The sequence below is a fragment of the Streptomyces durbertensis genome, assembly GCF_014156695.1.
Lineage (GTDB): Bacteria > Actinomycetota > Actinomycetes > Streptomycetales > Streptomycetaceae > Streptomyces > Streptomyces durbertensis.
The window spans coordinates 13,842-37,953 of sequence record NZ_WMLF01000002.1; the positions used below are offsets into that span (position 1 = coordinate 13,842).

24 protein-coding genes are annotated in these 24,112 nt (G+C 72.2%); 10 read left to right on the top strand and 14 right to left on the bottom strand.

From position 1 onward, the window contains the following. Positions 1-53: 53 nt before the first annotated feature. The 5 genes from GL263_RS00195 to GL263_RS00215 all read right to left on the bottom strand — a co-directional run bounded on the left by GL263_RS00195 (position 54) and on the right by GL263_RS00215 (position 4,294). Positions 54-656, bottom strand: a complete 603-nt coding sequence (locus tag GL263_RS00195) for a ScbR family autoregulator-binding transcription factor (protein ID WP_182853443.1) — start codon at positions 654-656, stop codon at positions 54-56. Positions 657-709: 53 nt separating this feature from the next. Beyond that, complete coding sequence (locus GL263_RS00200) at positions 710-1,552, bottom strand: AfsR/SARP family transcriptional regulator (protein WP_182853444.1); 843 nt, start codon at positions 1,550-1,552, stop codon at positions 710-712. 157 nt (positions 1,553-1,709) lie between these two features. Beyond that, positions 1,710-1,895, bottom strand: coding sequence for a hypothetical protein (locus GL263_RS00205; RefSeq protein ID WP_182853445.1), 186 nt, complete (start codon positions 1,893-1,895; stop codon positions 1,710-1,712). Between the two features lie 13 nt (positions 1,896-1,908). Beyond that, on the bottom strand, positions 1,909-3,120 hold the full coding sequence (locus GL263_RS00210) for a cytochrome P450 (protein WP_182853446.1): 1,212 nt from the start codon (positions 3,118-3,120) through the stop codon (positions 1,909-1,911). Positions 3,121-3,223: 103 nt separating this feature from the next. Then, positions 3,224-4,294 carry an ornithine cyclodeaminase family protein gene (locus GL263_RS00215; RefSeq protein WP_182853447.1) on the bottom strand — a complete coding sequence of 357 codons (1,071 nt, stop codon included), beginning with the start codon at positions 4,292-4,294 and terminating at the stop codon, positions 3,224-3,226. Positions 4,295-4,557: 263 nt separating this feature from the next. Between GL263_RS00215 and GL263_RS00220 the strand changes: the two genes are divergently transcribed. From GL263_RS00220 to GL263_RS00230, 3 genes are all read left to right on the top strand, one after another. After that, complete coding sequence (locus tag GL263_RS00220) at positions 4,558-6,201, top strand: (2,3-dihydroxybenzoyl)adenylate synthase (RefSeq protein ID WP_182853448.1); 1,644 nt, start codon at positions 4,558-4,560, stop codon at positions 6,199-6,201. Between the two features lie 7 nt (positions 6,202-6,208). Then, positions 6,209-7,471, top strand: a complete 1,263-nt coding sequence (locus tag GL263_RS00225) for a DegT/DnrJ/EryC1/StrS family aminotransferase (protein WP_182853449.1) — start codon at positions 6,209-6,211, stop codon at positions 7,469-7,471. Positions 7,472-7,563: 92 nt separating this feature from the next. Beyond that, entirely contained in the window at positions 7,564-7,749 is a 186-nt protein-coding gene (locus GL263_RS00230; RefSeq protein WP_182853450.1) for a tautomerase family protein, read from the top strand. Positions 7,750-7,782: 33 nt separating this feature from the next. Here the strand turns inward: GL263_RS00230 and GL263_RS00235 are convergent, their stop codons facing one another. The 4 genes from GL263_RS00235 to GL263_RS00250 all read right to left on the bottom strand — a co-directional run bounded on the left by GL263_RS00235 (position 7,783) and on the right by GL263_RS00250 (position 12,144). Beyond that, positions 7,783-8,538: a TetR/AcrR family transcriptional regulator gene (locus GL263_RS00235; RefSeq protein ID WP_182853451.1), complete on the bottom strand. Its 756-nt coding sequence runs from the start codon at positions 8,536-8,538 to the stop codon at positions 7,783-7,785. A gap of 86 nt (positions 8,539-8,624) precedes the next feature. Continuing rightward, positions 8,625-10,283 (bottom strand): MFS transporter, encoded by a 1,659-nt coding sequence (locus GL263_RS00240; RefSeq protein WP_194376965.1) that lies wholly within the window; start codon positions 10,281-10,283, stop codon positions 8,625-8,627. A gap of 166 nt (positions 10,284-10,449) precedes the next feature. Then, positions 10,450-11,067 carry a ScbR family autoregulator-binding transcription factor gene (locus GL263_RS00245; RefSeq protein ID WP_182853452.1) on the bottom strand — a complete coding sequence of 206 codons (618 nt, stop codon included), beginning with the start codon at positions 11,065-11,067 and terminating at the stop codon, positions 10,450-10,452. A 357-nt stretch (positions 11,068-11,424) separates the two neighbouring features. After that, complete coding sequence (locus tag GL263_RS00250) at positions 11,425-12,144, bottom strand: ScbR family autoregulator-binding transcription factor (RefSeq protein WP_182853453.1); 720 nt, start codon at positions 12,142-12,144, stop codon at positions 11,425-11,427. A gap of 164 nt (positions 12,145-12,308) precedes the next feature. Here GL263_RS00250 and GL263_RS00255 point away from each other — a divergent pair, with 164 nt between their 5' ends. Beyond that, positions 12,309-13,304 carry a ScbA/BarX family gamma-butyrolactone biosynthesis protein gene (locus tag GL263_RS00255; RefSeq protein WP_323379188.1) on the top strand — a complete coding sequence of 332 codons (996 nt, stop codon included), beginning with the start codon at positions 12,309-12,311 and terminating at the stop codon, positions 13,302-13,304. After that, the gene (locus GL263_RS00260; RefSeq protein WP_323379189.1) at positions 13,304-14,266 is read left to right on the top strand and encodes an NAD-dependent epimerase/dehydratase family protein; all 963 of its coding nucleotides are present in this window, start codon (positions 13,304-13,306) and stop codon (positions 14,264-14,266) included. The genes GL263_RS00255 and GL263_RS00260 overlap by 1 nt, the downstream gene beginning before the upstream one ends. 30 nt (positions 14,267-14,296) lie before the next feature. On the opposite strand, the gene GL263_RS00265 is transcribed toward GL263_RS00260, so the two are convergent. The 4 genes from GL263_RS00265 to GL263_RS00280 all read right to left on the bottom strand — a co-directional run bounded on the left by GL263_RS00265 (position 14,297) and on the right by GL263_RS00280 (position 18,619). Further along, positions 14,297-15,064, bottom strand: a complete 768-nt coding sequence (locus GL263_RS00265) for an SDR family NAD(P)-dependent oxidoreductase (RefSeq protein WP_182853455.1) — start codon at positions 15,062-15,064, stop codon at positions 14,297-14,299. A gap of 126 nt (positions 15,065-15,190) precedes the next feature. Beyond that, positions 15,191-16,804: an ABC-F family ATP-binding cassette domain-containing protein gene (locus tag GL263_RS00270; protein WP_182853456.1), complete on the bottom strand. Its 1,614-nt coding sequence runs from the start codon at positions 16,802-16,804 to the stop codon at positions 15,191-15,193. A gap of 356 nt (positions 16,805-17,160) precedes the next feature. Then, positions 17,161-17,631, bottom strand: a complete 471-nt coding sequence (locus GL263_RS00275) for a DoxX family protein (RefSeq protein ID WP_182853457.1) — start codon at positions 17,629-17,631, stop codon at positions 17,161-17,163. 205 nt (positions 17,632-17,836) lie between these two features. Continuing rightward, positions 17,837-18,619 (bottom strand): carbon-nitrogen family hydrolase, encoded by a 783-nt coding sequence (locus GL263_RS00280; RefSeq protein ID WP_182853466.1) that lies wholly within the window; start codon positions 18,617-18,619, stop codon positions 17,837-17,839. Positions 18,620-18,775: 156 nt separating this feature from the next. On the opposite strand from GL263_RS00280, the gene GL263_RS00285 reads away from it, so the two are divergent. Both GL263_RS00285 and GL263_RS00290 read left to right on the top strand, forming a co-directional pair. After that, positions 18,776-19,606 (top strand): maleylpyruvate isomerase family mycothiol-dependent enzyme, encoded by an 831-nt coding sequence (locus GL263_RS00285; RefSeq protein ID WP_182853458.1) that lies wholly within the window; start codon positions 18,776-18,778, stop codon positions 19,604-19,606. Between the two features lie 62 nt (positions 19,607-19,668). Further along, a complete protein-coding gene (locus GL263_RS00290; RefSeq protein WP_182853459.1) occupies positions 19,669-20,073 on the top strand; it encodes a pyridoxamine 5'-phosphate oxidase family protein in 405 nt (134 codons plus the stop codon). Between the two features lie 35 nt (positions 20,074-20,108). Here GL263_RS00290 and GL263_RS00295 read toward each other — a convergent pair whose 3' ends face one another. Beyond that, positions 20,109-20,972: a trypsin-like serine peptidase gene (locus GL263_RS00295; RefSeq protein ID WP_182853460.1), complete on the bottom strand. Its 864-nt coding sequence runs from the start codon at positions 20,970-20,972 to the stop codon at positions 20,109-20,111. Positions 20,973-21,163: 191 nt separating this feature from the next. On the opposite strand from GL263_RS00295, the gene GL263_RS00300 reads away from it, so the two are divergent. From GL263_RS00300 to GL263_RS00310, 3 genes are all read left to right on the top strand, one after another. After that, positions 21,164-21,730 (top strand): sugar O-acetyltransferase, encoded by a 567-nt coding sequence (locus GL263_RS00300; protein ID WP_182853461.1) that lies wholly within the window; start codon positions 21,164-21,166, stop codon positions 21,728-21,730. 88 nt (positions 21,731-21,818) lie between these two features. After that, a complete protein-coding gene (locus GL263_RS00305) occupies positions 21,819-22,679 on the top strand; it encodes an alpha/beta fold hydrolase (protein ID WP_182853462.1) in 861 nt (286 codons plus the stop codon). A gap of 88 nt (positions 22,680-22,767) precedes the next feature. Then, entirely contained in the window at positions 22,768-23,838 is a 1,071-nt protein-coding gene (locus GL263_RS00310; RefSeq protein ID WP_182853463.1) for a LysR family transcriptional regulator, read from the top strand. Positions 23,839-24,112: the final 274 nt, after the last annotated feature.

Consider the following 24,112-nt stretch of genomic DNA (forward strand, 5'->3'; position numbering starts at 1 on the left):
CTCCCAAGAGCCGGAGAACTCTCCTCTCCCTCCCTCCCAGGAGGGAGACACACTCAGGAGGGAGGAGAGGTGCGTAGGCGGCCGTGGTCCGCGTCGGCGGCCAGCCCGGGGAGGAGCAACCCCCACAACGCGCTGACCCGCTCGGTCAGTTCGACTTCAGGCATGTCGGTGTCGGCCAGCGCCTCGATGCCGCACACGGCGGAGGCCACCAACGTGTGGGGTCCCAGGTGGCCCGCTTCCACCCTCAGCTCACCGGCTCGGCGAGCCTGCTCCAACAGGGACGAGGTGAGGGACAGCCATCTCTGATGGAAGTCGGTGAACACCGGCCGCCGCCCGTCCCGCTCCCGACTGAGCCGGAAGTTCGCCCTCACGGTCGGCTCCTGCCGGAGCGCCGTGGCCAACCAGTGGGTGACGTCGATCAGTGTCTGTAGCGGTGAGTTGTCGTGGCCACGGTGTCGGCGGACCGCGTCGCGCAGGAGTTCCGAACCGGCCGCCTGCACCGCTTCGGCCAGGTCGCCCTTGGACGCGAAATGGAAGTACAACGCACCTTTGGTGACCTGGGCCACACGGGCGATGTCACTGAGCGTCGCGCTGGCGTACCCCTTGCGGTCGAACATCTCCGCCGCCGCGACCACCAGCCGGCGACGGGTCTCCAACGCCCTCTCCTGCAACGGTCGCCCCGCGCCCCGAGGCGCCCTGGTGTCCGTGCTCATCCCGCGCGTGTCAGCTCTTCCACGCCCAGCAGCGCGGTGACCGGCTCGGGAGCCCGGGCGGCGAGGATCGACTGCTGGATCCGGCGCACCCTGGGTGAGGGCTCCAGGCCCAGCTCCCTCACCAGGGTGGCGCGGAGCCGCTGGTACACGGCAAGCGCCTCACCGCGCCTCCCGGAGTGGTGCAGGGCAAGCATGAGCTGCCGGTGCAGTGACTCGTGCATCCGATAGCGACTCGCCAACACGGTCAGCTCACCCACGAGTTCACGGTGTCGCCCGAGTCGGAAGTCGGCCTCGACCCGCTGGTCGAGCGCGCAGAGACGGGTCTCCTCAAGTCGCCTGATCTCCATCTCCAGGACGGGACCGGTACGGACGTCGGCGAAGACGTCGCCCCGCCACAGGCCGAGGGCATCGCGCAACCGGCGGGACGCGTCAGGGTAGTTCTCCCGTGCCATGGCCGCGTAGCCGCAGCCGACGCGTTCCTCGAACTCCCGGATGTCCACCACTCCGCCTCGGGTGTCCAGGCGGTAGCCGCCGGGCAGGGTGGCGAGCACATCCTTGGCGGACGGTCGCCCGTCTTCCCCGCCCGGTCCACCATCCGGCCCCCGTTCCAGCGCGCGCTCTATCAGGGTCCGCAGTTGCAGGACGTAGCTCTGGAGGGTGTTGCGCGCGGTGCGCGGCGGGTGGTCGCCCCAGAGCTCCTCGACGAGCAGCTGCACCGGAACGGTCTGGTCCGCGTGCAGGGCGAGCACCGCCAGGAGTTGCCTGGGCTTGGGAGCCGTCGGAGTGATGGATGTCCCTGACTCGCACACCGCGAGCGATCCCAGCAGATTGATGTCCACGCCGTCTCCCCTTCGACTGCACAGCAGGCCTTCGGCGGTCCCCCGCCCCGTAAAAACAGACTATACGGTTTCCTTCTAGGAGACCAGATGGTCTGTTTCTGACGCGAGAGAGGCCGGCGTCAGGTGAGGTGAGCTCTGGGCGACCGTGCGTGGGCGGTCAGTGTTCAGTCACCGTCCCGATGAGGCCCGGCCCGTGCCCCGCGGGCGGCAGCGGCCCCGACAGCAGGCGGTCGGGCTCGGAACCGGCGGGCCGCACGCGGTAGAGCCGGGCGAGGAACTGCCATGGGGTGCACAGCAGGTCGTCTTCCGGACTGCTGGAAACCGGGTCGACGCCCGGTTCCATGGGCCGGGCGGGCTCACCCACGACGTACGGTCAACGGCAGCGAGCGGACACCGAACAGCCCGTCCCGGTGGTAGTCGAAGGACGCCCCCGGAGTGATCCGGATGTCGGAGAACCGCGCCAGCAGGGCCTCCAACGCGATGCGTCCCTCCAGTCGGGCCAGCGGCGCGCCCAGACAGTAGTGGATGCCGTGGCCGAAGGCGACCTGCGGATTGGGGCTGCGCCGCGGGTCGAACCGCTCCGGCTCCGCGAAGTGCCGCTCGTCGTGGTTGGCCGACAGCAGGGACGCCATCACCATGCGCCCCTCGGGCACCGTCACCGAACCGATGGTGGTCTCCCGCGTGGTCACCCGGGCCATCACCGTGATCGGGGGCCGCATCCGCAGCACCTCCTCGACGACCGCGGGGATCAGCGAGGGGTCTCGGCGCAGTTCGGCGGCGATCTCCCGGTTCTCCTCCAGACACAGCACCGTGTTGCCGAGCAGCATCGACGTCGACACATGCCCCGCCATCAGAAGCAGGCCGCCGAACTCGACGATCTGGCGGTCGGTGAGTCGGTCCCCGTCCAGCTCGGCCGCGACCAGCCGGGAGAGCAGGTCGTTCCCGCCCGGGTTCGCCCTGCGCTCCTCCACGTGCCGCTGGAGGTAGCCGTGCATCTCCTTGAGCGGCTCCTTCACCAGCCGCTCGTACTCGTCGCCCGACTCGTCGCCGAACTGCATCTCCACCGGGTCGTCGACCTGCATGGACAGCATGCGGTCGGACCAGCCGCGGAACAGCTCGCGGTCCTCCGGCGGCACGCCGAGCAGTTCGGCGATCACGATCACCGGCAGCGGGTAGGCGAAGTCGCCGACAAGGTCGAACTCGCTGCCTTCCACTTCGTCCAGCAGCTGACCGGCGAGCTCCACGACACGCGGTTCGAGGGCGGCGACGGTGCGTGGCGTGAACGCCTGGCTGACGAGGCTGCGGAGCCGGCGGTGCACCGGAGGGTCGATGACCGAGAGGATCTCCTCGCTCAACGCGTCGGAGTCGGGCCGCAGTCGGCTGAGGTCCGACGAGAAGACGGCCGGATCGGCCGAGACGGCCAGCACGTCGGCGTGCCGGTACACGTGGAAGACGCCGTACTCGTCCTCCCGCACCGGGTGCGTCTCCCGCATCTCACGCAGCCAGGCGAACATCGCCCGGCCGCCGTCGGCCATGGTGGGCGGGGTGGAAGCGGTCGGTGTGGCCATGGTCGGCTCCTGCGTTCGGGGTCGGTTCAGGGTCGGGGTCGTCAGGTCGCTGTGGGCGGCGCCGAAGTCGCGGACCTCCGGCGGGGACGGGCGCGCCCGGCGGTCAGCCCCGGTCGCCGGCCACGGCCTCGGCGACCGAGGCGAGCGCGTACGGGTTGAGGGCGTCGGCGGGGTGGTGCTCGATGCGCAGGCGGGTGCCGAGGTCGTACTCCGCGGCGACCTCCAGCAGCACCTCCATCGCCAGGTGGTCCTCCAGCGCGAACCCGGTCGAGTCGAAGACCGTCAGCCGGCCGCGCCTCTCCTCCGCCAGCTCAGGCCGGGCGCACAGTTCACCGAGGCTGAGGTCGAGCTCGTCGACGGTCAGCCGCTGGCACTCTCCCTCGTGCCTGGCCTGCTCCGGGTGGTCCGGCACGACGTGGGCGCGACGCAGCAGGCCGAGTGGCAGTTCCGTCTTGCCGACGAGATCGGCACCCACGGCGTTGACGTGCAGGTGCGGGCGGTGCGGCACGTCCGCGGGGAGGACCGGACCGGCCCCGACCGGCACCGAGGTGGCGGTGCAGACGATGTCGGACTCCGCGACGATCTCAGCCGGCTGGGCCGGGCGCACCTCCAGATCGAGGAAGGCCACCCGTTCCCGGAAGCTGGCCAGATGGTCGACGTCGACGTCCCACACCAGCACCCTCTCGACGGGGAAGACCCGGGTGAGCGCGTGCAGCTGGGTGACCGACTGGGCTCCGGCGCCGACCAGTCCGACCACCCTGCTGTCGGGTGCGGCCAGCAGTCGGCTGGCCACCGCGGAGGCGGCGCCGGTTCGGACCGCGGTCAGCAGCACTCCGTCGACCAGCGCGGTCAGCGCGCCCGTGGTGTCGTCGTAGCGGGCCACCGTGCCGAGGATCGTCGGAAGGCCGAACCGGCCCGGATTGCCCGGGCTGTAGCCGACGGTCTTCAGCGTGATGCTGTCGCCCGGCTCCCGGTGCGGCATCCACTCCCAGATGCCGGGCACCGGCTCCGCCCGGAGGAATCCGCCACGCTGCGGCGACAGCCGCCTGGTGCCGCGCCCGACCTCGGCCAAACCCTCGTGCAGCCGGTCGATCACGCGGTCCATGAGGGCGTCTGCGCCCACCCTCGCCACGGCCTGTGCCACGTCGCGCTCGTTCAGGACCCAGGTCCCCATCGGATGCTCCCAGAAGTGTTGTCGCCCGGTTGTTCGCCCGGCCGCCCGGTTGCCGCCCACCGGTCCGGCGGCGGGCTGGGCCGGTCAGCCTCGACAGCGCTGCTGACGGGGGGCTGACCGCGCTGACAACCCCCTTTCCGGCCGCCGGGACGGCTGTCAGCGCAGTCAGGGGCGTGTCAACTCGGCGCCCCACGCTGCCGGCTAGCCGCGCCGCGGACGGACGGTGCCGGATACCTCTGGTGAGGACGACGGAAGGACGACCGATGCTGGATGGATGCGTGCCCTGGCCCGCGGAGGTGGCTGAGCGGTACCGGGCCGCCGGGTACTGGCGCGGGGAGCCGCTGGGAGCGCTGCCGCGCCGCTGGGCCGCCGAGTACGGCGACCGTGTCGCGCTGGTGGACGACACCGGTCGCCGCGTGACCTTCCGCGAACTCGACGCCTGGTGCGACCGGGTGGCGGCGGGCTTCGCCGGACGCGGCGTCGCACCCGGCGAGCGGGTCCTGGTGCAGCTGCCCAACACGTCCGAGTTCGTCGCGGTGTGCTTCGCGCTCTTCCGCCTCGGTGCCCTGCCGGTCTTCGCCCTGCCGTCCTACCGCACCAACGAGATCCGGCACCTGGTCCAGCTGTCCGGCGCGGTGGCCATGGTGGTGCCCGACGAGCTGAGGGGTTACGACCACCGCGCGCTGGCTCGCCAGATCCGCGCCGAGCTGCCCGGCCTGCGGCAGGTCTTCGTGGCCGGCTCTCCGGGCGACGCGGCGGACGGCTTTGTCGCGCTGGACGATGTGGAGAGCGAGCCGGTGGAGCTCGCCGAGCCGGACGCCTCCGACGTCGCGTTCTTCCTGCTCTCCGGGGGCACCACGGCGCTGCCGAAGATGATCCCGCGCACCCACGACGACTACGCGTACCAGACCCGGGTCACCGCCGAGATCTGCGAGCTGGACGAGACCACCGTCTACCTGGCGGTGCTGCCGGTCGAGTTCAACTTCCCGTGGGGCTGTCCCGGTGTCATCGGAGTCCTGGATGCCGGCGGCCGGGTGGTGTTCGCCCGGGAGCCCTCCCCCGAGGTGTGCTTCCCGCTGATCGAGCGTGAGCGCGTCACGATGACCTCGGTCATCCCCACCATCGTGCACCTGTGGCTCAACGCGGCCCCGCGCGCGACGCACGACATCTCCAGCCTGCGGGTGCTCCAGGTCGGCAGCTCCAAGCTCCACGACGAGGTGGCCGCCCGCATCGAGCCGGTGCTCGGGGTGCGGCTGCAACAGGTCTTCGGCATGGCCGAAGGGCTGCTCACCTTCACCCGCTACGACGACCCCGCGTCCGTCGTCCTGACCACTCAGGGCCGGCCGGTCTCGCCGGCGGACGAGATCCGGGTGGTCGACGCGGAGGGACACGACGTACCGGACGGCGCCGTCGGCGAACTCCTGACCCGTGGCCCGTACACCCTGCGCGGCTACTACCGGGCGCCCGAGCACAACGCGCGGGCATTCACCGAGGACGGGTTCTACCGCAGCGGTGACCTGGTGCGCCGCACCACCGGGGGCGAGATCGTCGTCGAGGGGCGCGTCAAGGACGTGGTCATACGGGGCGGAGACAAGATCTCCGCGACGGAGGTCGAGGGGCATCTCACCGCCCACCCCACCGTGCAACAGGCCGCGGTGGTGGCGGCGCCCGACCCGGTGCTCGGCGAGCTGACCTACGCGTACGTGGTCCCGGTACCCGGTGAGCCGACCCCGACGCTTCCCCAGCTGCGCAAGCTGCTGCGGGCCCGGGGGCTGGCCGACTACAAGCTCCCGGACCGGGTCGAGGTGGTCGACGGGTTCCCCCTCACGGGACTGAACAAGGTGGACAAGAAGACGCTGGCGGCTCGTGCGGCCGACACCGTACGGGCACTGACGAGGGCGGGGTGAGCCGAACGTGGGACAGAACGACGCATCCCCCTACCGGGTGCCGTTCGGGCGGCGAGGCAGCCTCGTCGGCCTGGCCGACCTGGAGGCGGTCGGCGCCGTGGTCGACTCGGGCGAGCCGCTCTCGGCGGGCGCCTGGCGCGAGCGGTTCGAGCGACGCTTCCGCGAGCTGACCGGCGCGCGACACGCGCTCTCCGTGACCAGCGGCACCGTGGCGCTCGAACTCGCCATCAGGCTGCTGGACCTGGCACCCGGTGACGAGGTGATCGCCACGCCGCAGACCTTCCAGGCCACCGTCCAGCCGCTGCTGGACCACGACGTCACGGTGCGTTTCTGCGACGTCGACCCGCGGACCCTGAACATGGACCCCGAGGTCCTGTCCTCGCTCATCACCGAGCGGACCCGGGCCATCCTGCTGGTCCACTACGGTGGCTGCCCGGCGGAGATGGCGGAGATCGTCGCCCAGGCGCGGCGGCGGGGCATCGTGGTCGTCGAGGACGCCGCCCACGCTCTCGGCGCCTCGTACCGAGGTCGAAGCCCCGGTGCCCTCGCCGACATCGGATGTTTCAGTTTCCACTCCACCAAGAACATCACCACCCTCGGCGAAGGCGGCATGATCACGCTCGCCCGGGACGACTGGGCGGAGCGGATCGAACGGCTGAGGGGCAACGAGGTGGACGGCGTGTTCGCCCCGGTCGTCCCCGAGCAGGAACCCGGCTTGCTTCCCTGGATGCGCTTCTCCGCCGACGTCTACCGGCGCGCGGTCGTGGGCATCCGGGGGGCGGGGACCAACGCGACCATGTCCGAGGCCGCTGCCGCGGTCGGCCTCGTCCAGCTCGACAGGCTGCCCGAGTTCACCGAGCGCCGCCGCCGCATCGCCGCCCGGCTGGACGCCGCCGTCTCAGCGTTCCCGCTGACCCGCCTCCAGCGCGCACCCGAGCACAGCACCCACGCGTACCACCTGTACACGTTCTTCCTCACCGCCGGCCGGGAGGTGCGCGAACGGTTCGTCCACGACCTGAACCGCCGAGGGGTGGAGGTCCAGCTCCGCTACTTCCCGCTGCACCTCACGCCCGAGTGGAGACAGCGTGGACACGGGCCCGGAGAGTGCCCGCGGGCCGAACGGGTCTGGTTCGACGAGCATCTGAACCTGCCGTGCCACCCGGATCTCAGCGACGACCAGGTGGACCACCTGGTCGAGTCCGTCCGCGAGGCGCTGGCGGAGGCCCACCGGGCCACCGTCCCGACCTCGCCCCGCCTGGCCGTCCGGTGACCCCCGACTCGCGACCCCGTCCTCCGCGCATCCCGAACCCGGGGCCACCGTGCCTCCCGGACGTCCCCGAAAACCCGACGGAAAGGCCCGCCATGCCGTTCATCGACGTGAAGATCTACGACCGACGTCTCGACGAGGAGAGCGAGCGCGAGCTCATCGAACGGCTCACCCAGGCCGTGGTGGACGTGTTCGACGAATCCGTCCGGGACCAGACCTGGGTCACGCTCACCGGCGTCGCTCCCCAGCGCTGGGGGATCGGGGGCGTCCGGGGCGACTGACGCCACCGGCCGCTCTCGGCCACGGGCCGGTGGTCAGGACCGCCGGCCCACACACATGCCCGCCAACAGCCAGTCCAGGGTCCGGTCGAAGTCCAGGTCACGCATCTGCTGCATGGTGAGGCCGGAATGGCGCTCGATCATGCCACCGGTGGCCTTGATGCCCGGCGCCTGGGCGACGCTGCCGGCCACCTCCTCGAAGAACTCGTCAGGGGACCGTCCCGACTCACGGCCGTACTCCTGCCACCGGCTCTCCATCGAGGTGAAGCCGTAGACGTACTGGAAGACCGCGGACAGGGCGGTGGAGTGCTCCTCCTCGGGCAGCGGCGACCGCGCCACGACCGCCTGCGCGCACCGGGAGAAGCGCATGCTCTGCGGCCCGATGTTGAGGTACTCGCCGTAGCAGCGGATCGCCCAGGGATGGCCGATCATGGTGTGCCGCCAGGAGGCTGCGAGCGCGCGCAGGTCGTCCCGCCAGTCGTTGCCGGCTTCCAGGTCCGGAAGCGCTATCTCACCCGCCACCGCGTCCAGCGCCAGCTCCATGAGGTCGTCCTTGTTGTTGACGTACCAGTAGAGCGACATCGGCGTGACGCCCAGCTCCGCGGCCAGTCGCCGCATGGAGCACTGCGCCGTCCCTTCGGCGTCGAGCAACCGGACGGCGGTCGCGACGATCTTCTCCCGGTCGAGGCTGCCCGCCCCCGACCCGCTGTCCGCGCCCCTGCGTCCACGGGTCGGTGGCCGGGGGGTGAGCCACACGCTGCTTCTCGGTTGCGAGGCCCGGTTGGCGGCCACGTCTGTCCTCCTGCTGTTGTCCTCGGATGCTGCAAAGGTACGCGGCCGGCTGCGAGGCGCCTCGCAGCCGGCCGCGTACCCGTGGCTCACGCGGAGGTCTTCGAGGTCTCGGCGGTCGGGGTCCCGTCTGCCGGGGCCTCAGCGGCCGGGGCCTCAGCCGTCGGGGCCTCAGCCGTCGGGGCCTCAGCCGTCGGCGGCTCGGTGGCCGGGGGCTCAGCGGTCGGCGGGGCACTCGCGGTGGCTTCGTCCCGCGCGGCACGGTGGAGCAGGAAGCCCGCCAGCAGGCCACCGGCGAACACCGCCAGCGCGCCGATCAGCTGACTTGTGCTGACTCCCGAGGCGAAGGCGTCCTTGACCTGTTCCCTGAGTTCCGCCGTCTCGGCCGCTTCCAGCGCCTCGTGCTGGGAGCCGGCCGCGCCGGCGCCGACAGCCGCCGGCAGCAGTGCCGCGAACCGGGAGCTGAGCACGGCGCCCAGGATCGCGACGCCCAGGCCACCACCGAACTCGGTGATCGTGCCCTGGACCCCGGCCCCGACGCCGGCCTTCGCCGGCGGGATGGAGCTCATGATCGCGTTTGCCATGGCCGGCATCGCCAGTGCGATGCCGGAGCCCATCAACAGCAGGCCCAGCAGCATTCCGCCGTAACCGTGGCTGCGGTCGCCGAGAACCGAGACGAGGCCGAGGCCGATCGCCAGCAGCGTCATACCGCCCGCGATGGTGTTGGCCGCGCCGATCTTCTTCAGCACCTTCGCACCGACGCCCACCACGTTGAGCGCGACGATCATCAGTGCCAGCGGCGCCATGCGCAGACCGGCCTCCAACGGCTCGTAGCCGAGCACGAGTTGGAGGTGCTGGGTGAGCAGGAACAGCGAGCCGGCCATGCCGAAGGCGACCAGCAGACCACCGGCGACGGCACCGTTGAAGCGTCGGTTGCGGAAGAAGCCCATGTCGAGCATGGGGAACGGCACGTGGAGTTCCCAGCGAACGAAGGCGGCCAGCGCCGCCAGGCCCACCGCGCCGGCGATCAGCACACCGCCGGACGACCAGCCGTGCTCGGGGCCGGAGATGATCGCGTAGACGACGCCGATCATGCCGATGGTGGAGAGCACCGCGCCGATCAGGTCCGGCCGCTTGCCCTGCGGGTTCTTCGACTCCGGCACGAGCTTGGTCACGGCCAGGCCGCCGATCACCACGACCGGCAGGTTGATGAGGAAGATCGACCCCCACCAGAAGTGGTCCAGCAGCACGCCTCCGACCAGCGGCCCGCCGGCGAAGCCAAGCGAGCTGACCGCGCCCCACAGCCCGATCGCCTTCGGCAGTTCGTCTCCTTCGAAGACCTGCATGATGACCGCGAGCGTGGTGGTCATCAGCAGCGCACCACCGATGCCCATGCCGGCCCGCGCGGCGATCAGCTGCTCGGAGGTCTGACTGAACGCCGCCACCGCCGAGCCGATGCCGAACAGCGCCAGACCGACCAGCAGGGACTTCTTGCGCCCGTAGCGGTCACTGAGGCTGCCGGCGGTGAGCAGGAGTCCCGACAGCACCAGCGCGTACGCGTTGATCATCCACTGGATGTCGGCGGTGCTGGCGCCCAGGTCCCTGGTGAGGGAGGGGATGGCCAGGTTGAGGATCGTGTTGTCCAGGAGGACCACGAGCTGGGCCAGGCAGATGACGGCCAGGATCACCCAGCGCCTGGGGTCTCGGGCCACGGCCGGAGCCGCGGCGGTCTGTGTCGTGTTGGTCAAGGAAACCCCCGGGGGAGAGGAGCGAGCCAGAAGCGCTCAGTCACGAAGTGTTGTACACCGTATATTGAAACTCTACGGTGTACAACTCACTCCGTGTCAACACCCGGCCGCGGGCAGCGGCGACAGACGAGGAACAGGCCGCACACGGCCACGCGGGCCGGCCGCCCTACGCGGCCCCGCAGGTGAGCTGGCCACTCTCCACCGGCCCTGCGGCCAACCTCGGCAGCAGCAGGCGCCAGAACCCGGCGAGCACCCCCGACGACAGCCACTCCTCGTCGGTGCGCGCCAGCACGTCGCACCCCACCACCACCGCCACCACGGCGGCGGCGGCGTCCCCCGGCGACACCCCGGCGGTCAGGGCACCCTCGCGACGCGCCTTGTCCAACAGACCCACCACGCCGCGGTGCCACAGCAGCGGGAGGGAGTCGACCACCGATGCCGAGAGGTCCCCGCCGAGGCGGAAGCCGGCGCGCACCACCACGTCCTCACGCAGCAGGCGGACCAGCCGGTGGGAGGCGTCGACGAGGGCCTGGATCGCGGGACCCTCCGAGCCGGCGGCGACCTCGGCCAACGCCCCGACCCTGGCCGCGGCGGCGGCCTCGACCGCGACGGCCAACGCCTCCTTGCTCTCGAAGTGGAAATGCAGGGCGCCGTTACTGACACCGGCACTGCGGCTGATCGCGGTGAGGGAGGCGGCGGTGAAACCATGGCGGTCGAACGCCTCGGCGGCCGACGCCACCAGCCTCTCGCGCGTGCGGACGGCTCGTTCCTGCTTGGGCGTCATGAGGACTCCTGGCTTCGGCCCTCGGCTACCGAGAGCGAGACGCCCGCTCGGGCGCTCCGGATGACCGCCGACACGGCGGGCTCAGGTCGGGGGCCGGGCGCCGCCACATCGCCGCGTCGCGTGGCGGACGACAGGGGCCTCCCCGGTGTCGACCAGACCGCTCCGGGGCCCGGAACAACGAGGTCGACACCGGCACGATACAAACCGTTCGAGCTGGTACGCAATTCAAAACAGACCGGATGGCTTGTTTTAACGCGGCGGCACACCCGCCCCGCTCACTCGTCGCCCTGGTCGTCGGTGGGCACGCGGAGTGGGTTGTGCGCGGTGGCACGCGGTGGGCACCCGGCGGTTCTGGCCCTACCGCTTCCGGGGGCCGGCGGCATCCGCGCCACCCGTCGCCGCGTCCCCGCCACCGTCCTCGGACGCCGCACCCCGTGCCGCCGCCTCGGCCTCCGCGGCGACCCGCGCGATGCGGTCCTCGCCCACGTCGATCCAGGTGAGCAAGCTCGGGGACACGATCCCGGGCAGCACGTGCTTCCACATCGCAAGGATGCGGCGCCCCAGGTCGACCCGCCCCGACTCCACCCGGGAGACCGCCTGAATGCCGGTGAAGCAGCCGACGACGAAGTCGCCGGTCTCCTTGGGGTCCACGTGCGGAAGCACCTCGCCCCGCTCCTTGCCCTCGGCGAGCAGTCGCGCGCACAGATCCGACCAGGCACCGAACGGACTGGCGTCGGAGAAGTCCACCGGGCCCTGGTCCAGCGAGAGCCTGGTGCCCGCCCTCAGGACGGGGTCGTGCAGGAGTCCGTGTGCGACCAGCAGGGTGAGATCCACCAACTCCTGCGCCTTGTAGTCCCGCGCGGGCACGGTCACGTTCATGGTCTGCTCACTCAGCACACCCCTGGCCAACTCCTCCTTGGACGAGAAGTGGAAGTACAGAGCCCCCTTTGTCACGGAGGCCCGATTCAGGATCTCGGCGACCGACGCCGCCTCGAACCCGTACTCGTCGAACACCGACGCGGCCGCCCTCACGATCGCCCGCCGGGTCCGAACCGCGCGGTCCTGTCGCACTGCCATCAGGGCTTCTCCTGTCGAAGTGGTGCCGGCGAACGCCAACCAGCAGTTCGCCAAGCGTGGATAGTGGCGCCTCGGCTACCAAAAGAACCGGTTGGTATGTATCTTATCGCCAGAGGCGGAGCAACCCGCCTCGCAAGAGCCTGGACTATGGGGGATCTATGTCTGTGCCTACGCTCTCGCGCCCGACCGAGACGCTCGCCGCAGCACTCGTCGAGTCGTTCACCGAGCCGGTGACCACCGGCGCCGTATCCGCTTCCGAGCAGGTCAGGGCACCGCAAGCCCGGTTCACCAGCACCGCCCCACGGGAGCTTGTCCACCGGGCGGCGGTGGCCGAGGTCTTCCTGACCGGCTGGCACCGGACCGGCGAGAACCGGTTCGCCCTGACCGCGCAGTGGCCCAGGGGGCACAGCTTCTTCACCCCGGTCGACCGCTGCTACGACCCTCTCCTGCTGGCAGAAACCATCCGACAGGTCGGTACGCTTCTTGCCCACGCCGAGTACGGCGTTCCGCTCGGTCACCAGTTCCTGATGTGGGACCTGCACCAGTCACTCCACTCCGGGCACATACGGGTGGGCGCTGCGCCCGCCGACCTGGAGTTGGCCGTCACCTGCCACGACATACGCCGCCGCGGCCGACGACTCGCCGGCATGCGCTACGAGGTCACCCTCTACCGTGACGGACGAGCGACGGCCTCCGGAGGCGCGTCGTTCGACTGCACCACCGCGCAGGTCTACCGTCGGATGCGGGGTGAGCGCGCCCACGCGGTGCAGCGGCGGCCCCTGCCACCCGCCGTCGCTCCCTCCTCGGTGAGCCGCCTGCTGGACATGGACGTCGTGCTGTCCCCGACGGAGGCGCCCCTGCGCTGGCAACTGCGGGCGGACGAGCAGCACCCGGTGCTCTTCGACCACCCGGTCGACCACTTCCCCGGCATGGTCCTCGTCGAGGCGGCTCGACAGGCCGCTCAGGCCGCGCACCCGGACCGCCCGTTCCTGCCCGCCGCCATGCACAGCGAGTTCCACCGGTACGCCGAACTCGACGCCCCGTGCTGGCTCTCCGCCGAGGTGCTCACCCCGATCGGGTCCGGCTCGCGTGCCGTGCGCGTCACCGGCCACCAGGACGGTCAGGCCGTCTACACCAGCGTCCTGGAGGCGGGCGCATAGTGGATGCCTCGCGCCCGCGGGCAGCGGTGGACGGCCCCCTGCTGCTGGTGACCGGCGGCACCGGCTTCGTGGGCGGCGCGGTGGCAGCGGCTGTTCGAGCGACGCCGGGCGCGCGGCTGCGCCTGGCGTCCCGCCGGCCCTCCGCCGCCTCGGCTTCGGCCGGCCGTACCATCCGCGCGGACCTGACCGACCCGGCCTCGCTCCGCGGCCTGTGCGACGGCGTCGACGTCCTGCTGCACTGCGCGACCCGGATAGAGGGGCCGGCCGACCTGACCAGCGAGGTCAACGACCGGGGCACCGAGGCGCTTGTCGAAGAGGCCCTACGCGCCGGGGTGCGCCGCATCGTCTACCTGAGCACCGCGTCGGTGTACGGGCGCGGCACCTTCCGCGACGTCCGTCCGGAGTCGCTGCCGCTGGCACCCGGCTCGCCGACGAGCGCCAGCCGCGCCGCCGCGGAGGCCCACGTACTGGCGGCAGGGGGCACGACGCTGCGGCCTCACCTGATCACCGGGGCGGGAGACCGCTGGGTGGTACCGGGTCTCGTCCGGCTGCACCGACGGCTGCTCGCCTCGGTCGACGGCTGGCCCGCCCGGATCTCCACGGTGGACGTGGCCGACCTCGCCCGGGTCGCGGTCGCCCTCGCCCTCGCCCCCGAGGACGTCTCCGGGGCATGGCACCCCAACCATCCCGAACCGGTCCGGTGCGACGAGCTGTTCGACGCCCTCGTGCACACCTTCCGGCTGCCGCCGACGCACCACGACCTCAGCATCGCGGCGGCCCGCGGCAAGCTCGCCGACCACCCGCGGGACCGCCACCACCTGGACATGCTGGCCACGGACCACTGGTTCGACAGCACCCGTCCCTGGTCGGTCACGGGCAGCCGGCCAGGACTCGGCTTCGTCGACAGCCTGCACCGCCACGCCTCGTGGTACCAGGCCCACCTGGCCACCGCCCTCCCGTGAGCGGGCACGCCGCTTCGACGAGTCGCGCCGCTAGAGGATCGTGAAGCCGCCGTCCACGGCCAGCGTGGCGCCCGTCACGAAGGAGGCCCGGTCCGCGCACAACCACGCCGCCGCCTCCGCGATCTCCTCGGGCTCAGCGGTACGGGGCTGGGGCGTGGCGCTGTGCAGGGCGACCTCCGCGCCGGGGTTCTGCTCGAACCAGGCCGCCACCATTTCGCTCCGGGTGGTGCCCGGGGCGATCGCGTTCACTCTGATTCCCCGCGGACCGTACTCGGCGGCGGCCGCCTTGGTCAGTCCGATGACGGCGTGCTTGGAGGCGACGTAGGGGGCCGCCACCGGCGTCGCCACCAGTCCACCCGTACTACTGGTGTTGACGATCGAGCCGCCGCCGTTCTCCAGCATGGCGGCGAGCTCCGGTCGCAGGCAGTTGAAGACGCCCCGCACGTTGACGTCCATGATCTCGTCGTAGACGGCGTCGTCCATCAGGTGCAGCGGGGTCCGGCCGGTGCCGTAACCGGCGTTGTTGAAGGCCGCGTCGAGCCGCCCGAAGCGCTCCACGGTGAACTCCACCGCGCGGACCGCGTCCGCTGCCACCGAAACGTCCGCCACCACGTGGGCGGCCTGGGCGCCGGCGGCACGCAGCTCCCGGACCAGGATCTCCAGCAGCTCCTCGCGACGCGCCGAGACCACCACCGCGGCGCCCTCCCGGGCGAACACCCGCGCGGCTGCCGCCCCGATGCCGCTGCTGGCCCCCGTGATGAGAACAGTCTTCCCCGACAGAAATCCTCGATCAGACATGCGAAGAGTGTGTCACCACGCCGACTCGGCCGGCGAGGCGCGCACGAGGACGCCGCACCGACACGCACTGCATCCGGCTCCGGGCCCTGAGCCGCGGGGGAGGGCATGGACCCGGAGCCGGAGTCTTCAGAGGGGATCGATCTCGGTGGTCTCCTCGTCCACCCTGATCCACCTGGTGATACCGAGCTCGCGCAGGAACGCCACATCGTGACTGACCACGATGAGCGCCCCTTGATAGGACTGGAGCGCACTGGTCAACTGCCGCACACTGGCGAGGTCGAGGTTGTTGGTCGGCTCGTCGAGCAGCAGCAGCTGAGGTGGCGGCTCAGCCAACAACAGCGCCGCCAACGTCGCCCGGAAGCGCTCGCCCCCCGAGAGCGTACGCACCTCCTGGTCGGCACGCCGCCCCCGGAACAGGAAGCGTGCGAGCCGCGAGCGGATGGTGTTGTCGGTCGCCCCGGGTGCGAAGACGCCGACGTTCTGGGCCACCGTCAGGTTGTCGTCGAGCACGTCCAGCCGCTGCGGCAGGTACTTCGTCGGCACGCTCACCCTCACCTCGCCGGACTCGGCCGGGATCTCCCCGACGACGGTGCGGAGCAGCGTGCTCTTGCCGGCGCCGTTCCGACCGACAAGGGCGATCCGTTCGGGGCCACGGACGTCCAGTTCGGCGCGACCGCCGTGGCGGAGCACCACGTCGTCGAGGACGAGCACGGTCCGACCGGCCGGTACCTCCGTCTCGGGCAGGTCGATCCTGATCTCCTTGTCCTCCCGAACCGCCTCCTCGGCCTCGGTCAGACGCTCCTTGGCCTCCTCCAACCGCTCCTGGTGCATGTTGCGGTGTTTCCCGGCGGCGACCTGCGCCTGTCGTTTGCGTTCGCCCATCACCACCTTGGGCTCGCGCTTGTTCTCCCACATCTTCTTGCCGTACCGCAGTCTGCGGTCGAGCTTGATGCGGGCGTCGGCCAGCTCCTTCTTCTGCCGGCGCAGGTCCGACTCGGCGACGCGCACCATCCGCTCGGCGGCCTCCTGCTCAACCGCCAACGCATCCTGGTAGTCGGTGAAGTTCCCGCCGTACCAGTTGACCTCACCGCCTCGCAGATCCGCGATCTGGTCCACCTGGTCGAGGAGCTGACGGTCGTGGCTGACGATCACCATCGTTCCGCGCCAGGAGGCGACCGCCTCGTAGAGCCTCCGTCGGGCCTCGAGGTCGAGGTTGTTGGTGGGCTCGTCAAGAAGCAGGACGTCCGGTCGCCGCAGGAACTGCGCGGCCAAATAGAGGAGTACGGACTCGCCGCCCGACAGATCACCGATCTGGCGCTCCAGCGTGACGTGTTCCAGGCCGAGTCGGTCGAGCGTCGCCCTGGCACGTTCCTCGACGTCCCACTCGTCGCCGACGACCGCGAAGGTCTCCTCGCGGGTGTCACCGGCCTCGATCGCGTTGAGAGCCTCGCGGATCCGCTCGATGCCGAGCACCTGCTCAACGCGGAGCTCGGCGTTGAGCGTCAGGTTCTGCGGCACGTAGCCGAGTTCACCGCTGACCTTCACCGCGCCCGACGTGGGCACCAGTTCGCCTGCCATCAGCTTCAGCAGTGTCGACTTACCGGACCCGTTGACGCCGACCAGCCCGGTTCGGCCGGGCCCGACGGCAAGGGTGAAGTCCTCGAAGACGACCGTTCCGTCAGGCCAGGTGAAGCCTAGGTCGGCGCAGGTGACCGAGGTGTTGGTCTTCGCCGTGGACATGTGTACCTCCTGAGTGGTCATGAGCCCCGTCAGGGGCGGTTCACAGACGGATCTCGCGCTCCCTCACAAACAGGTGAGCGCTGGCAGACCGGATCGACGGGCGTCCGTCGGCCGATGCCGGGAAGCGCCGTGGCACACGCTCAGCGTGGGCACGGCTACACATGACCTCAGAAGAGCAACGTCCTTCTCCCATGAACGGCGTCAGTTCTTCTACAGCGTATACCTATCTGCCGCTCACGTCACCCCCGAAGCGACCACCCGCCCACCGACGGGCACACACGCACCCGGGAAGACCGACAGGCGGCGGGCGCGTCCACCCACCACCTGTCACTCACACGTTGAAACCAACCGATCGGTCAGGTTGCGACCGGACGCCGCCCACCGGATGCCGCCGCGCCGAAGAGCGCGGGAAGGGTCCAGCGGCCGGGGCCGAGGGCGACGATCAGGAAGAAGGCCCAGCAGTAGAGGGCGGAGGTGACGCCGCCGTTCTGGAGGGGGAAGAGGGCGTCCGGCTGGTGGTGGACGAAGTAGGCGTACGCCATGGAGCCGGAGCAGAGGAAGGCGGCGGAACGGGCGCCGATGCCCGTCAACACCATGGCTCCGCCGACGAGTTGGATCATCGCCGCCCACCAGCCCGGCCACTGGCCGACGGCCGGGGAGGGGCCGTGCCCGCCGCCGAGGACCCCGAAGAGGGTGGCGGCGCCGTGGCAGGCGAAGAGCAGTCCGACGACGATGCGGAAGAGGCCGAGAACGTGTTCCCGGTGGGAGTCGAGCAGGTGGCCGGCTCTGCGTGCCTGGCGCAGAGCGGGGGTCTGTTGAAGCCGCATGGTGATGCTCCTGGAGGGGGACAGGGCTGTTGGGGCATGCGAGGGTGAACCGCGTGCGCTCGCGGGTCGTGCTTTGGTCTAGACCTGACGAGAAAGTAGCGCGCATGACAAGTCGCGTCCAGGCTCGCGCACACACGACGCGGCGGCGGGCGCGAACCTGCGGGCGCGAAAGAGGCGCGCGCCGCTGCGCGCCCCGCGCGCCGGCTCAGCGCAGGACGCGGTCCTTCAGGGCGGGGAACTCCTCGCGGATCCGGGCCAGTCGCGCGAGGTCGAGTTCGGCGCTGACGACCTGCTCGCGGTTGTCCTCCGCCTCGGCCAGCACCTCGCCCCACGGGTCGATGACGGCGCTGCGGCCGGCCTGCGGCACTCCGGCGTGCTCGCCGGCGGTCCCGCACGCGAGCACGTACGCCTGGTTCTCGACCGCGCGGGCCCGGGACAGCAGCGTCCAGTGCGCCGCCCGCCTGTCCGGCCAGCCGGCCGGCACCACGAGGGCCTGGGCCCCGGCGTCCGTGAGGGCCCGGAAGAGTTCCGGGAAGCGCAGGTCGTAGCAGGTGGCGAGGCCGAGGACGGCGTCGTCGGTGGCAAGCGTCACCGGTTCGGTGCCGGCGCCGAGCAGTACCGCCTCGCCCTTGTCGAAGCCGAAGCGGTGGATCTTGCGGTAGCGGGCCGCGAGCCGCCCGTCGGGGGAGAAGACGAGGGAGGTGTTGTAGAGGGTGCCGTCGGGGGCGCGTTCGACCACGGACCCGGCGTGCAGCCACACGCCTGCTTCCACTGCCGCCTCGGACATCGTCCGCGCGGTGGGCCCCTCGGCGGCGTCCTCGGCCGCCTCCTCGAAGCGGTCGAAGGCGAAGGCCCCCACCGTCCAGAGTTCGGGCAGGACGACCAGATCGTCCCCTCGGCGGCCCGCGACCAGCGCGGCGGCCCGGGACCGGCGGGATTCGACCGGTTCGTCAGGGTTCACGTCGATCTGGATGAGCGAGACGCGCACGCTACCACCGTCCATGGCCTGCGGCAGGAGAACCCCTACCGGAAATCCGTCCTACGATCGTCACCCGAAAGCACTGCCCGGGTGCCCGCGCGCAGACTAACTTGAGAGCACCCACACCGCGAACGAACCGTCCGTACCGCCATCATGAGGGGTCCCGTGACCGAGCACCCGAGTCTTCAACCCTACGTTGATGCCTGGTCTCACTCCGTCGACGCGATAGCCGAGCTCGTCGGCCCGCTACCGGAGGCCGACTGGAACCGCCGTACGGAGTGCCCCGGCTGGTCGGTGCGTGACGTGCTGTCACACGTCATCGGCGTGGAGAGCGAGCTGCTCGGCGACCCCCGGCCGATACACACCCTGCCGCGCGACCTGTTCCACGTCGTGGACGAGCCGAGCCGGTACATGGAGGTGCAGGTCGACGTCCGCCGGCACCACACGGCGCCCGAGATGACCAGCGAGTTCGAGTACATCCTGATCCGCCGCCGGCGCCAGCTGCGCAACGAGCGGCGCGGCCCGGAGGCGACGGTGCGCTCGGTGCTGCCGGGCGGCGGCGAGATCACCATGGAGGCGCTGCTGCGGATGCGGGCGTTCGACGTGTGGGTGCACGAGCAGGACATCCGGCGGGCGCTGCGCCGGCCGGGCAACCTCGACTCCCCCGGCTCCCACATCGCCCGCGACATCCTGCTGCACAGCCTGCCGAAGGTCGTCGCCAAGCGGGCGGCCGCGCCGGCCGGCACGGCGGTGGTGTTCGACGTGCACGGGCCGCTGGAGTTCATGCGGACCGTACGGGTCGACCAGGACGGAAGGGGCTCGGTCAACGGCAGTCCCTCGCTCGGCCCGGCCGTCACGTACTCGCTGGACTGGGAGACGTACCTGCGGCTGGCCTGCGGCCGGGTCCGGCTCGACGCGGTCCGGGACAAGGTGAAGATCGAGGGCGACGAGGCGCTGGCCGAGGCGATCATGAAGCACTTCGCGGTCACCCCGTAGCGCGGAGGGGCCGTGGGCGGGCGGGCCCCGGGCGGGCGGCGGCGCTCGCATACGCTTGCCGCATGGCGATCGACGTGCGTGACCCCGACCCGGCGTACCTGGAGTTCTGGCGTGAGTACCACCTCTGCACGCTGACGACGATCCGTCCCGACGGCACCCCGCACGTCGTCGCGGTCGGCGCGACGTACGACCCGGAGGCCGGTGTCGCCCGCGTCATCACGAACAGGCACAGCCGCAAGGTGGCGAACGTGCTGGCGGCCGGGTCGGAGGGTGCGCGGGTGGCGATCTGCCAGGTCGCCAAGGCCCGTTGGGCGACGCTGGAGGGCGTGGCCCGGGTGGTGACGGACGCGGACGCCGTCGCCGACGCGGTGCGCCGCTACGCGGAGCGCTACCAGCGCACGCCGGCGCCCAACCCGGACCGGGTGCTCATCGAGGTCCGGCTGACCCGGGCGATGGGCCGCGCCTGACCGCCTCCCGCCCGGGGGTGGGGGGCCGGGCCGGTTCAGGTCCGGGACGGCACGTGGCCGGATCCGGTGGCCGCGCGGTCGGCGCGGTCCAGCAGCGCCCGCCCGGTACCGGACGGGTAGGGGCGGGCCAGGACCTCGCCGTCTCCGCTGCCCACCGACATGACGCCCACCACCGTGCCCGCCTCGGTGACCGGGTCGAAGTCCTGGAGCCAGGGGCCGCCGCTGGTGCCCTGCGTCAGCCCGCAGGAGCGCAGCAGCAGACCGCCGACGTTCGCCTCGTGGGCGGTCTCGGCGGTCAGGACCTCCGCCGTGCCGTGGCACGTGCTGAGCGGGCCGGCGCCGTCCTCGGGCGCCACCGGGTAGCCCAGCGGCGTGACGGCGCGGCTGGTGTCTATCGGGGCGAACTCCAGCCGGTTGGCCCCGTAGGTCTCGGCTATCGTGCGGCCGCCGCGCCGCTCGACGGTCACGAAGGCGTAGTCGTGCGGCAGTATCTCCGCCAGGTCCCGCCGGACGTCCCAGGCGGGCGGCGTGTGGTACGAGACGATCCGCCAGCCCGTCGCGACGGCCCGCTGGGGGCCGACCCGGTCGTAGCCGGGCGCGAACCAGCCGCGCGGCGGCGGCTCGGGGCTGTCCGGCGAGGTGAGGCAGTGCGCGGCGGTCGCCACGACGCTGCCGCTCGGCGAGTCCACTATGGCGCCGGAGCACACCCCGTACTGGCCGTCGCCGAGGTCCAGCACCAGTTTGCCGACCGTCCGGACGGCCACTCCCTGCCACAGGGCCGGCGCGGCGCCGGCCGCCGGGGGCCGCGTCACCTCCGGCACGTCGTTCGAAGCGCCGGAGAGGCCCAGCAGGACCGCGCAGGCGCCGAAGAGTGCGAATCCCCGGCGTATTCGGTGCATGGGTCCACGCTCGGCGGGACGCCCGGGGGCGGCCAGCCACGACCGTCCGACCGGGTTACCCGCGGCGCCGCGCGGCGCGCCCCCGGGCGCCCGGGAGGCCGGGTCCGGACCCTGGCGGGACGGGCGGACCGACCGGCCCGCACCGCGCCCCCGACCGGCCCCGCGCCACCCACCGACCAGCGAAGGACTCCATGGCCAGCGACCAGCAGCTTGTCCCCGCCGGCGAACCGTACCGGGCGGACAACCCGGAGATCGCCGCCGCCCTGAACCGCGCCGAGTGCCTGGCGGCGCGGTTCAACGCGATCCCGGCCGACGCACCGGAGGCCCGCCGCGCCGCGCTGGAGGCGCTGCTCGGCGAGGTGGGCGAGGACGTGGAGATCCGCCCGCCGCTGCACGTGGACCACGGTTCGCGGATCAGCGTCGGCGCCCACTCGTTCGTGAACTACGGCGCGGTGCTGCTGGACATGGCGCCGATCACGATCGGGGCGTACGCCCAGTTCGGGCCCCGGGTCCAGCTGCTCACGCCGAGCCACCCGATCGATCCCCGGCGGCGGCGGGAGTCGTGGCAGTGCGCGAAGCCGATCACGATCGGCGAGAACGTGTGGCTCGGGGGCGGTGTCATCGTCTGCCCGGGGGTGACGATCGGCGACAACACGGTGGTCGGCGCGGGCGCGGTGGTCACCCGGTCGCTGCCGCCGGACGTGGTGGCGGTGGGCAATCCGGCCCGGGTGCTGCGGGAGATCGTCCCGGACGACTGAGAGCGGCCGGGGGGTGACCACCCCCGGCCGGTTCACCTCGCCCGGCAGCGCGGACTCTCCGGCGTCGCGGGTGTGCGAGGCTGCCGTCATGAGGTCATCGGGCGGGTCGTCCTGCTACCGGAGTCCGGCCGGCCGGGCCGCCGTGGCGGGCTGGTGCACGGACCGGCTCGCGCGCTGGCCCGTCCCGCACCGGACGGCGCTCCTCGACACCGCCGCCGGCCCGACCCACGTCACCACCGCCGGCGACGGCCCCCGCGACGTCGTGCTCCTGCCCGGTACGAACTTCAACGCCGCCACCTGCCTGCCGCTCGCGTCCGCGCTCGCCGCCCGGACGCGCGTCCACGTCGTCGACCTGCCCGGCCAGCCCGGGCTCAGCTCTCCCGTCCGGCCGCCCCGGCGGCTGCTCGGCCGCTGGCTGGAGGAGGTGCTGGCGGGGACGGTCGAGCGGCCGGCCGTGGTGGTCGGCTACTCGCTCGGCGCGCTGCCCGCCCTGCTGTGCGACGTGGCGCCGCTGGCCGGTCGGGTACTGCTGGCGCCCGCCGGGCTGGCCCGGCTGCGGGTCACCCCGCGGGTGCTGGCCGCCACGCTGCCGTGGCTGCTGCGGCCGACCGACCGGCGCAGCGCCGCCCTTCTCGACGTGATGTCCGGGCCCGGCCGGCGGCCGCCGGCGGAATTGGCGGCGTGGATGACGCTGGTCTCCCGGTCGTGCCGCTCCGGGCTGGCCCCGGCGCCGCTGCCGGACGACGTTCTCGCCTCCGCCGCCCGCCGCCCGACGCTGCTGCTCACGGGCTCGGACGACGTGTTCCTGCCGACCGAGCGGCTACGCGGCCGCGCGGTGCGCCGACTGGACGCTCAGGTGGTGGAGTTGGCCGGGGCGGGCCATCTGGCGGCCGTGGAGGCGGCCGAGACCGTGGCCGACCTCACGGCCGGCTTCGCGGAGGCGTCGTAGCCCCGGCGCCCGGGCGGGGGCGAACCGCGCGGAGAACCCCCGGCACGTGTATTGCCCCCCGGCGTCGGGGGCGGCCAAGCTCATTGGTATGGACCTGGAGTTGCGGCATCTCAAGACGATCCGGGCGATAGCCGACGCCGGCAGCCTCACCAAGGCGGCGTCCCACCTCGGCCTCGCCCAGCCCGCGCTCAGCGCGCAGCTCAAACGCATCGAACGCACCCTCGGCGGCGAGCTGTTCGTGCGCGGCAGGCGCGGGGTACGGCCCACCCCGCTCGGCGAACTGGTGCTCGACCGGACGCGGCTTGTCCTGCCGGCCGTGCGCGAACTCCAGGAGGAGGCGGCGCGGTTCGCCAGCGCCTGGGACGAGATGCCGCGCCTGCGCGTCGGCGGCACCCACGGCCCGCTGCTCGGCGGCCTCGTCGACCGGCTCGCCGCCGGCGACCCGGGGATCCCCGTCTCCACCCACACCTCCTGGTCCGAACGGGAGATCGCCGACTCCGTCGCCGACGGCCGGCTGGACTTCGCGCTCGTCGGCACCTGCGGCGAGAGCCAGCCGCCGCGCGCCGACCGGCTGGTGTGGCGGGAGGTCGCCGTCGACCCCGTCTTCATCATGCTCGCCGACGGCCACCCGCTCGCGGACCTGCCCGAGATCGAACTCGGCGCCCTGGCCGAGGAGTCCTGGACGGACGTCCCCGGCGACGGCTGCTTCGGCGACTGCTTCGCCGCCGCCTGCGCCCGCGCCGGCTTCACCCCGGCCCGCGTGTACGAGACGGACACCGCGTCCTGCGTGCACCTCGTGCAGGTCGGCCGGGCCGTCGGACTCTGCCGCGCCACGTTCCCGCCCACGCCCGGCCTGGTCACCCGCCCGCTCGTCGACAACCCGCTGAGCTGGCGGCACGTACTCGGCTGGCACCCCGGCGGCGGCGCGGCCGCCGCGGCCGACGTGGTCATGGGCCACGCCCGCGCGGCGCACGAGGACGCCGCCGCGCGCAGCGACAGCTACCGCCGCTGGCGCGCCGCCCACCACCACCTGCACTCCCTCGGCGCCCGCGACAACCGGCCCGCCCCCGTCGACGACACGCCCGACGCCCGCGACGCCCGGCTCAGCGGGCGCGCCACCGCCGGACGGCGAGGAAGAGCGCTGAGAGGACGACACTGACCAGCTCGGCCGGCAGCAACCCGCCCGCGACGGCCAGCACGTCCGACACGGCCACGCCCCCGGCCCGGTGACGGCCCCGCAGCGGACCGCCGTCCTCGACCGCCCCTTACCCCCGTCCGGCCGCCGTCAGAACCGGGCCGCCGTGGCCGCCTCTCGCCGCTGCGGGGCGGCAGCCATAACGCCGGGCAGGGGGCCAAGTGACAGCTGACGGCGGCCGGTTCCCGCCGTCTACGGTTTCGGCACCTCCCACCGAGACCGAGGAGACACCCATGCT

Bases quoted from the DNA above. Each gene is read 5' to 3' on its own strand.
- GL263_RS00205 (WP_182853445.1), bottom strand. From the start codon at position 1,895: ATGGAACCGGGCGTCGACCCGGTTTCCAGCAGTCCGGAAGACGACCTG.
- GL263_RS00210 (WP_182853446.1), bottom strand. From the start codon at position 3,120: ATGGCCACACCGACCGCTTCCACCCCGCCCACCATGGCCGACGGCGGC.
- GL263_RS00215 (WP_182853447.1), bottom strand. From the start codon at position 4,294: ATGGGGACCTGGGTCCTGAACGAGCGCGACGTGGCACAGGCCGTGGCG.
- GL263_RS00220 (WP_182853448.1), top strand. From the start codon at position 4,558: ATGCTGGATGGATGCGTGCCCTGGCCCGCGGAGGTGGCTGAGCGGTAC.
- GL263_RS00230 (WP_182853450.1), top strand. From the start codon at position 7,564: ATGCCGTTCATCGACGTGAAGATCTACGACCGACGTCTCGACGAGGAG.
- GL263_RS00245 (WP_182853452.1), bottom strand. From the start codon at position 11,067: ATGACGCCCAAGCAGGAACGAGCCGTCCGCACGCGCGAGAGGCTGGTG.
- GL263_RS00250 (WP_182853453.1), bottom strand. From the start codon at position 12,144: ATGGCAGTGCGACAGGACCGCGCGGTTCGGACCCGGCGGGCGATCGTG.
- GL263_RS00265 (WP_182853455.1), bottom strand. From the start codon at position 15,064: ATGTCTGATCGAGGATTTCTGTCGGGGAAGACTGTTCTCATCACGGGG.
- GL263_RS00270 (WP_182853456.1), bottom strand. From the start codon at position 16,804: ATGTCCACGGCGAAGACCAACACCTCGGTCACCTGCGCCGACCTAGGC.
- GL263_RS00275 (WP_182853457.1), bottom strand. From the start codon at position 17,631: ATGCGGCTTCAACAGACCCCCGCTCTGCGCCAGGCACGCAGAGCCGGC.
- GL263_RS00290 (WP_182853459.1), top strand. From the start codon at position 19,669: ATGGCGATCGACGTGCGTGACCCCGACCCGGCGTACCTGGAGTTCTGG.
- GL263_RS00295 (WP_182853460.1), bottom strand. From the start codon at position 20,972: ATGCACCGAATACGCCGGGGATTCGCACTCTTCGGCGCCTGCGCGGTC.
- GL263_RS00300 (WP_182853461.1), top strand. From the start codon at position 21,164: ATGGCCAGCGACCAGCAGCTTGTCCCCGCCGGCGAACCGTACCGGGCG.
- GL263_RS00305 (WP_182853462.1), top strand. From the start codon at position 21,819: ATGAGGTCATCGGGCGGGTCGTCCTGCTACCGGAGTCCGGCCGGCCGG.
- GL263_RS00310 (WP_182853463.1), top strand. From the start codon at position 22,768: ATGGACCTGGAGTTGCGGCATCTCAAGACGATCCGGGCGATAGCCGAC.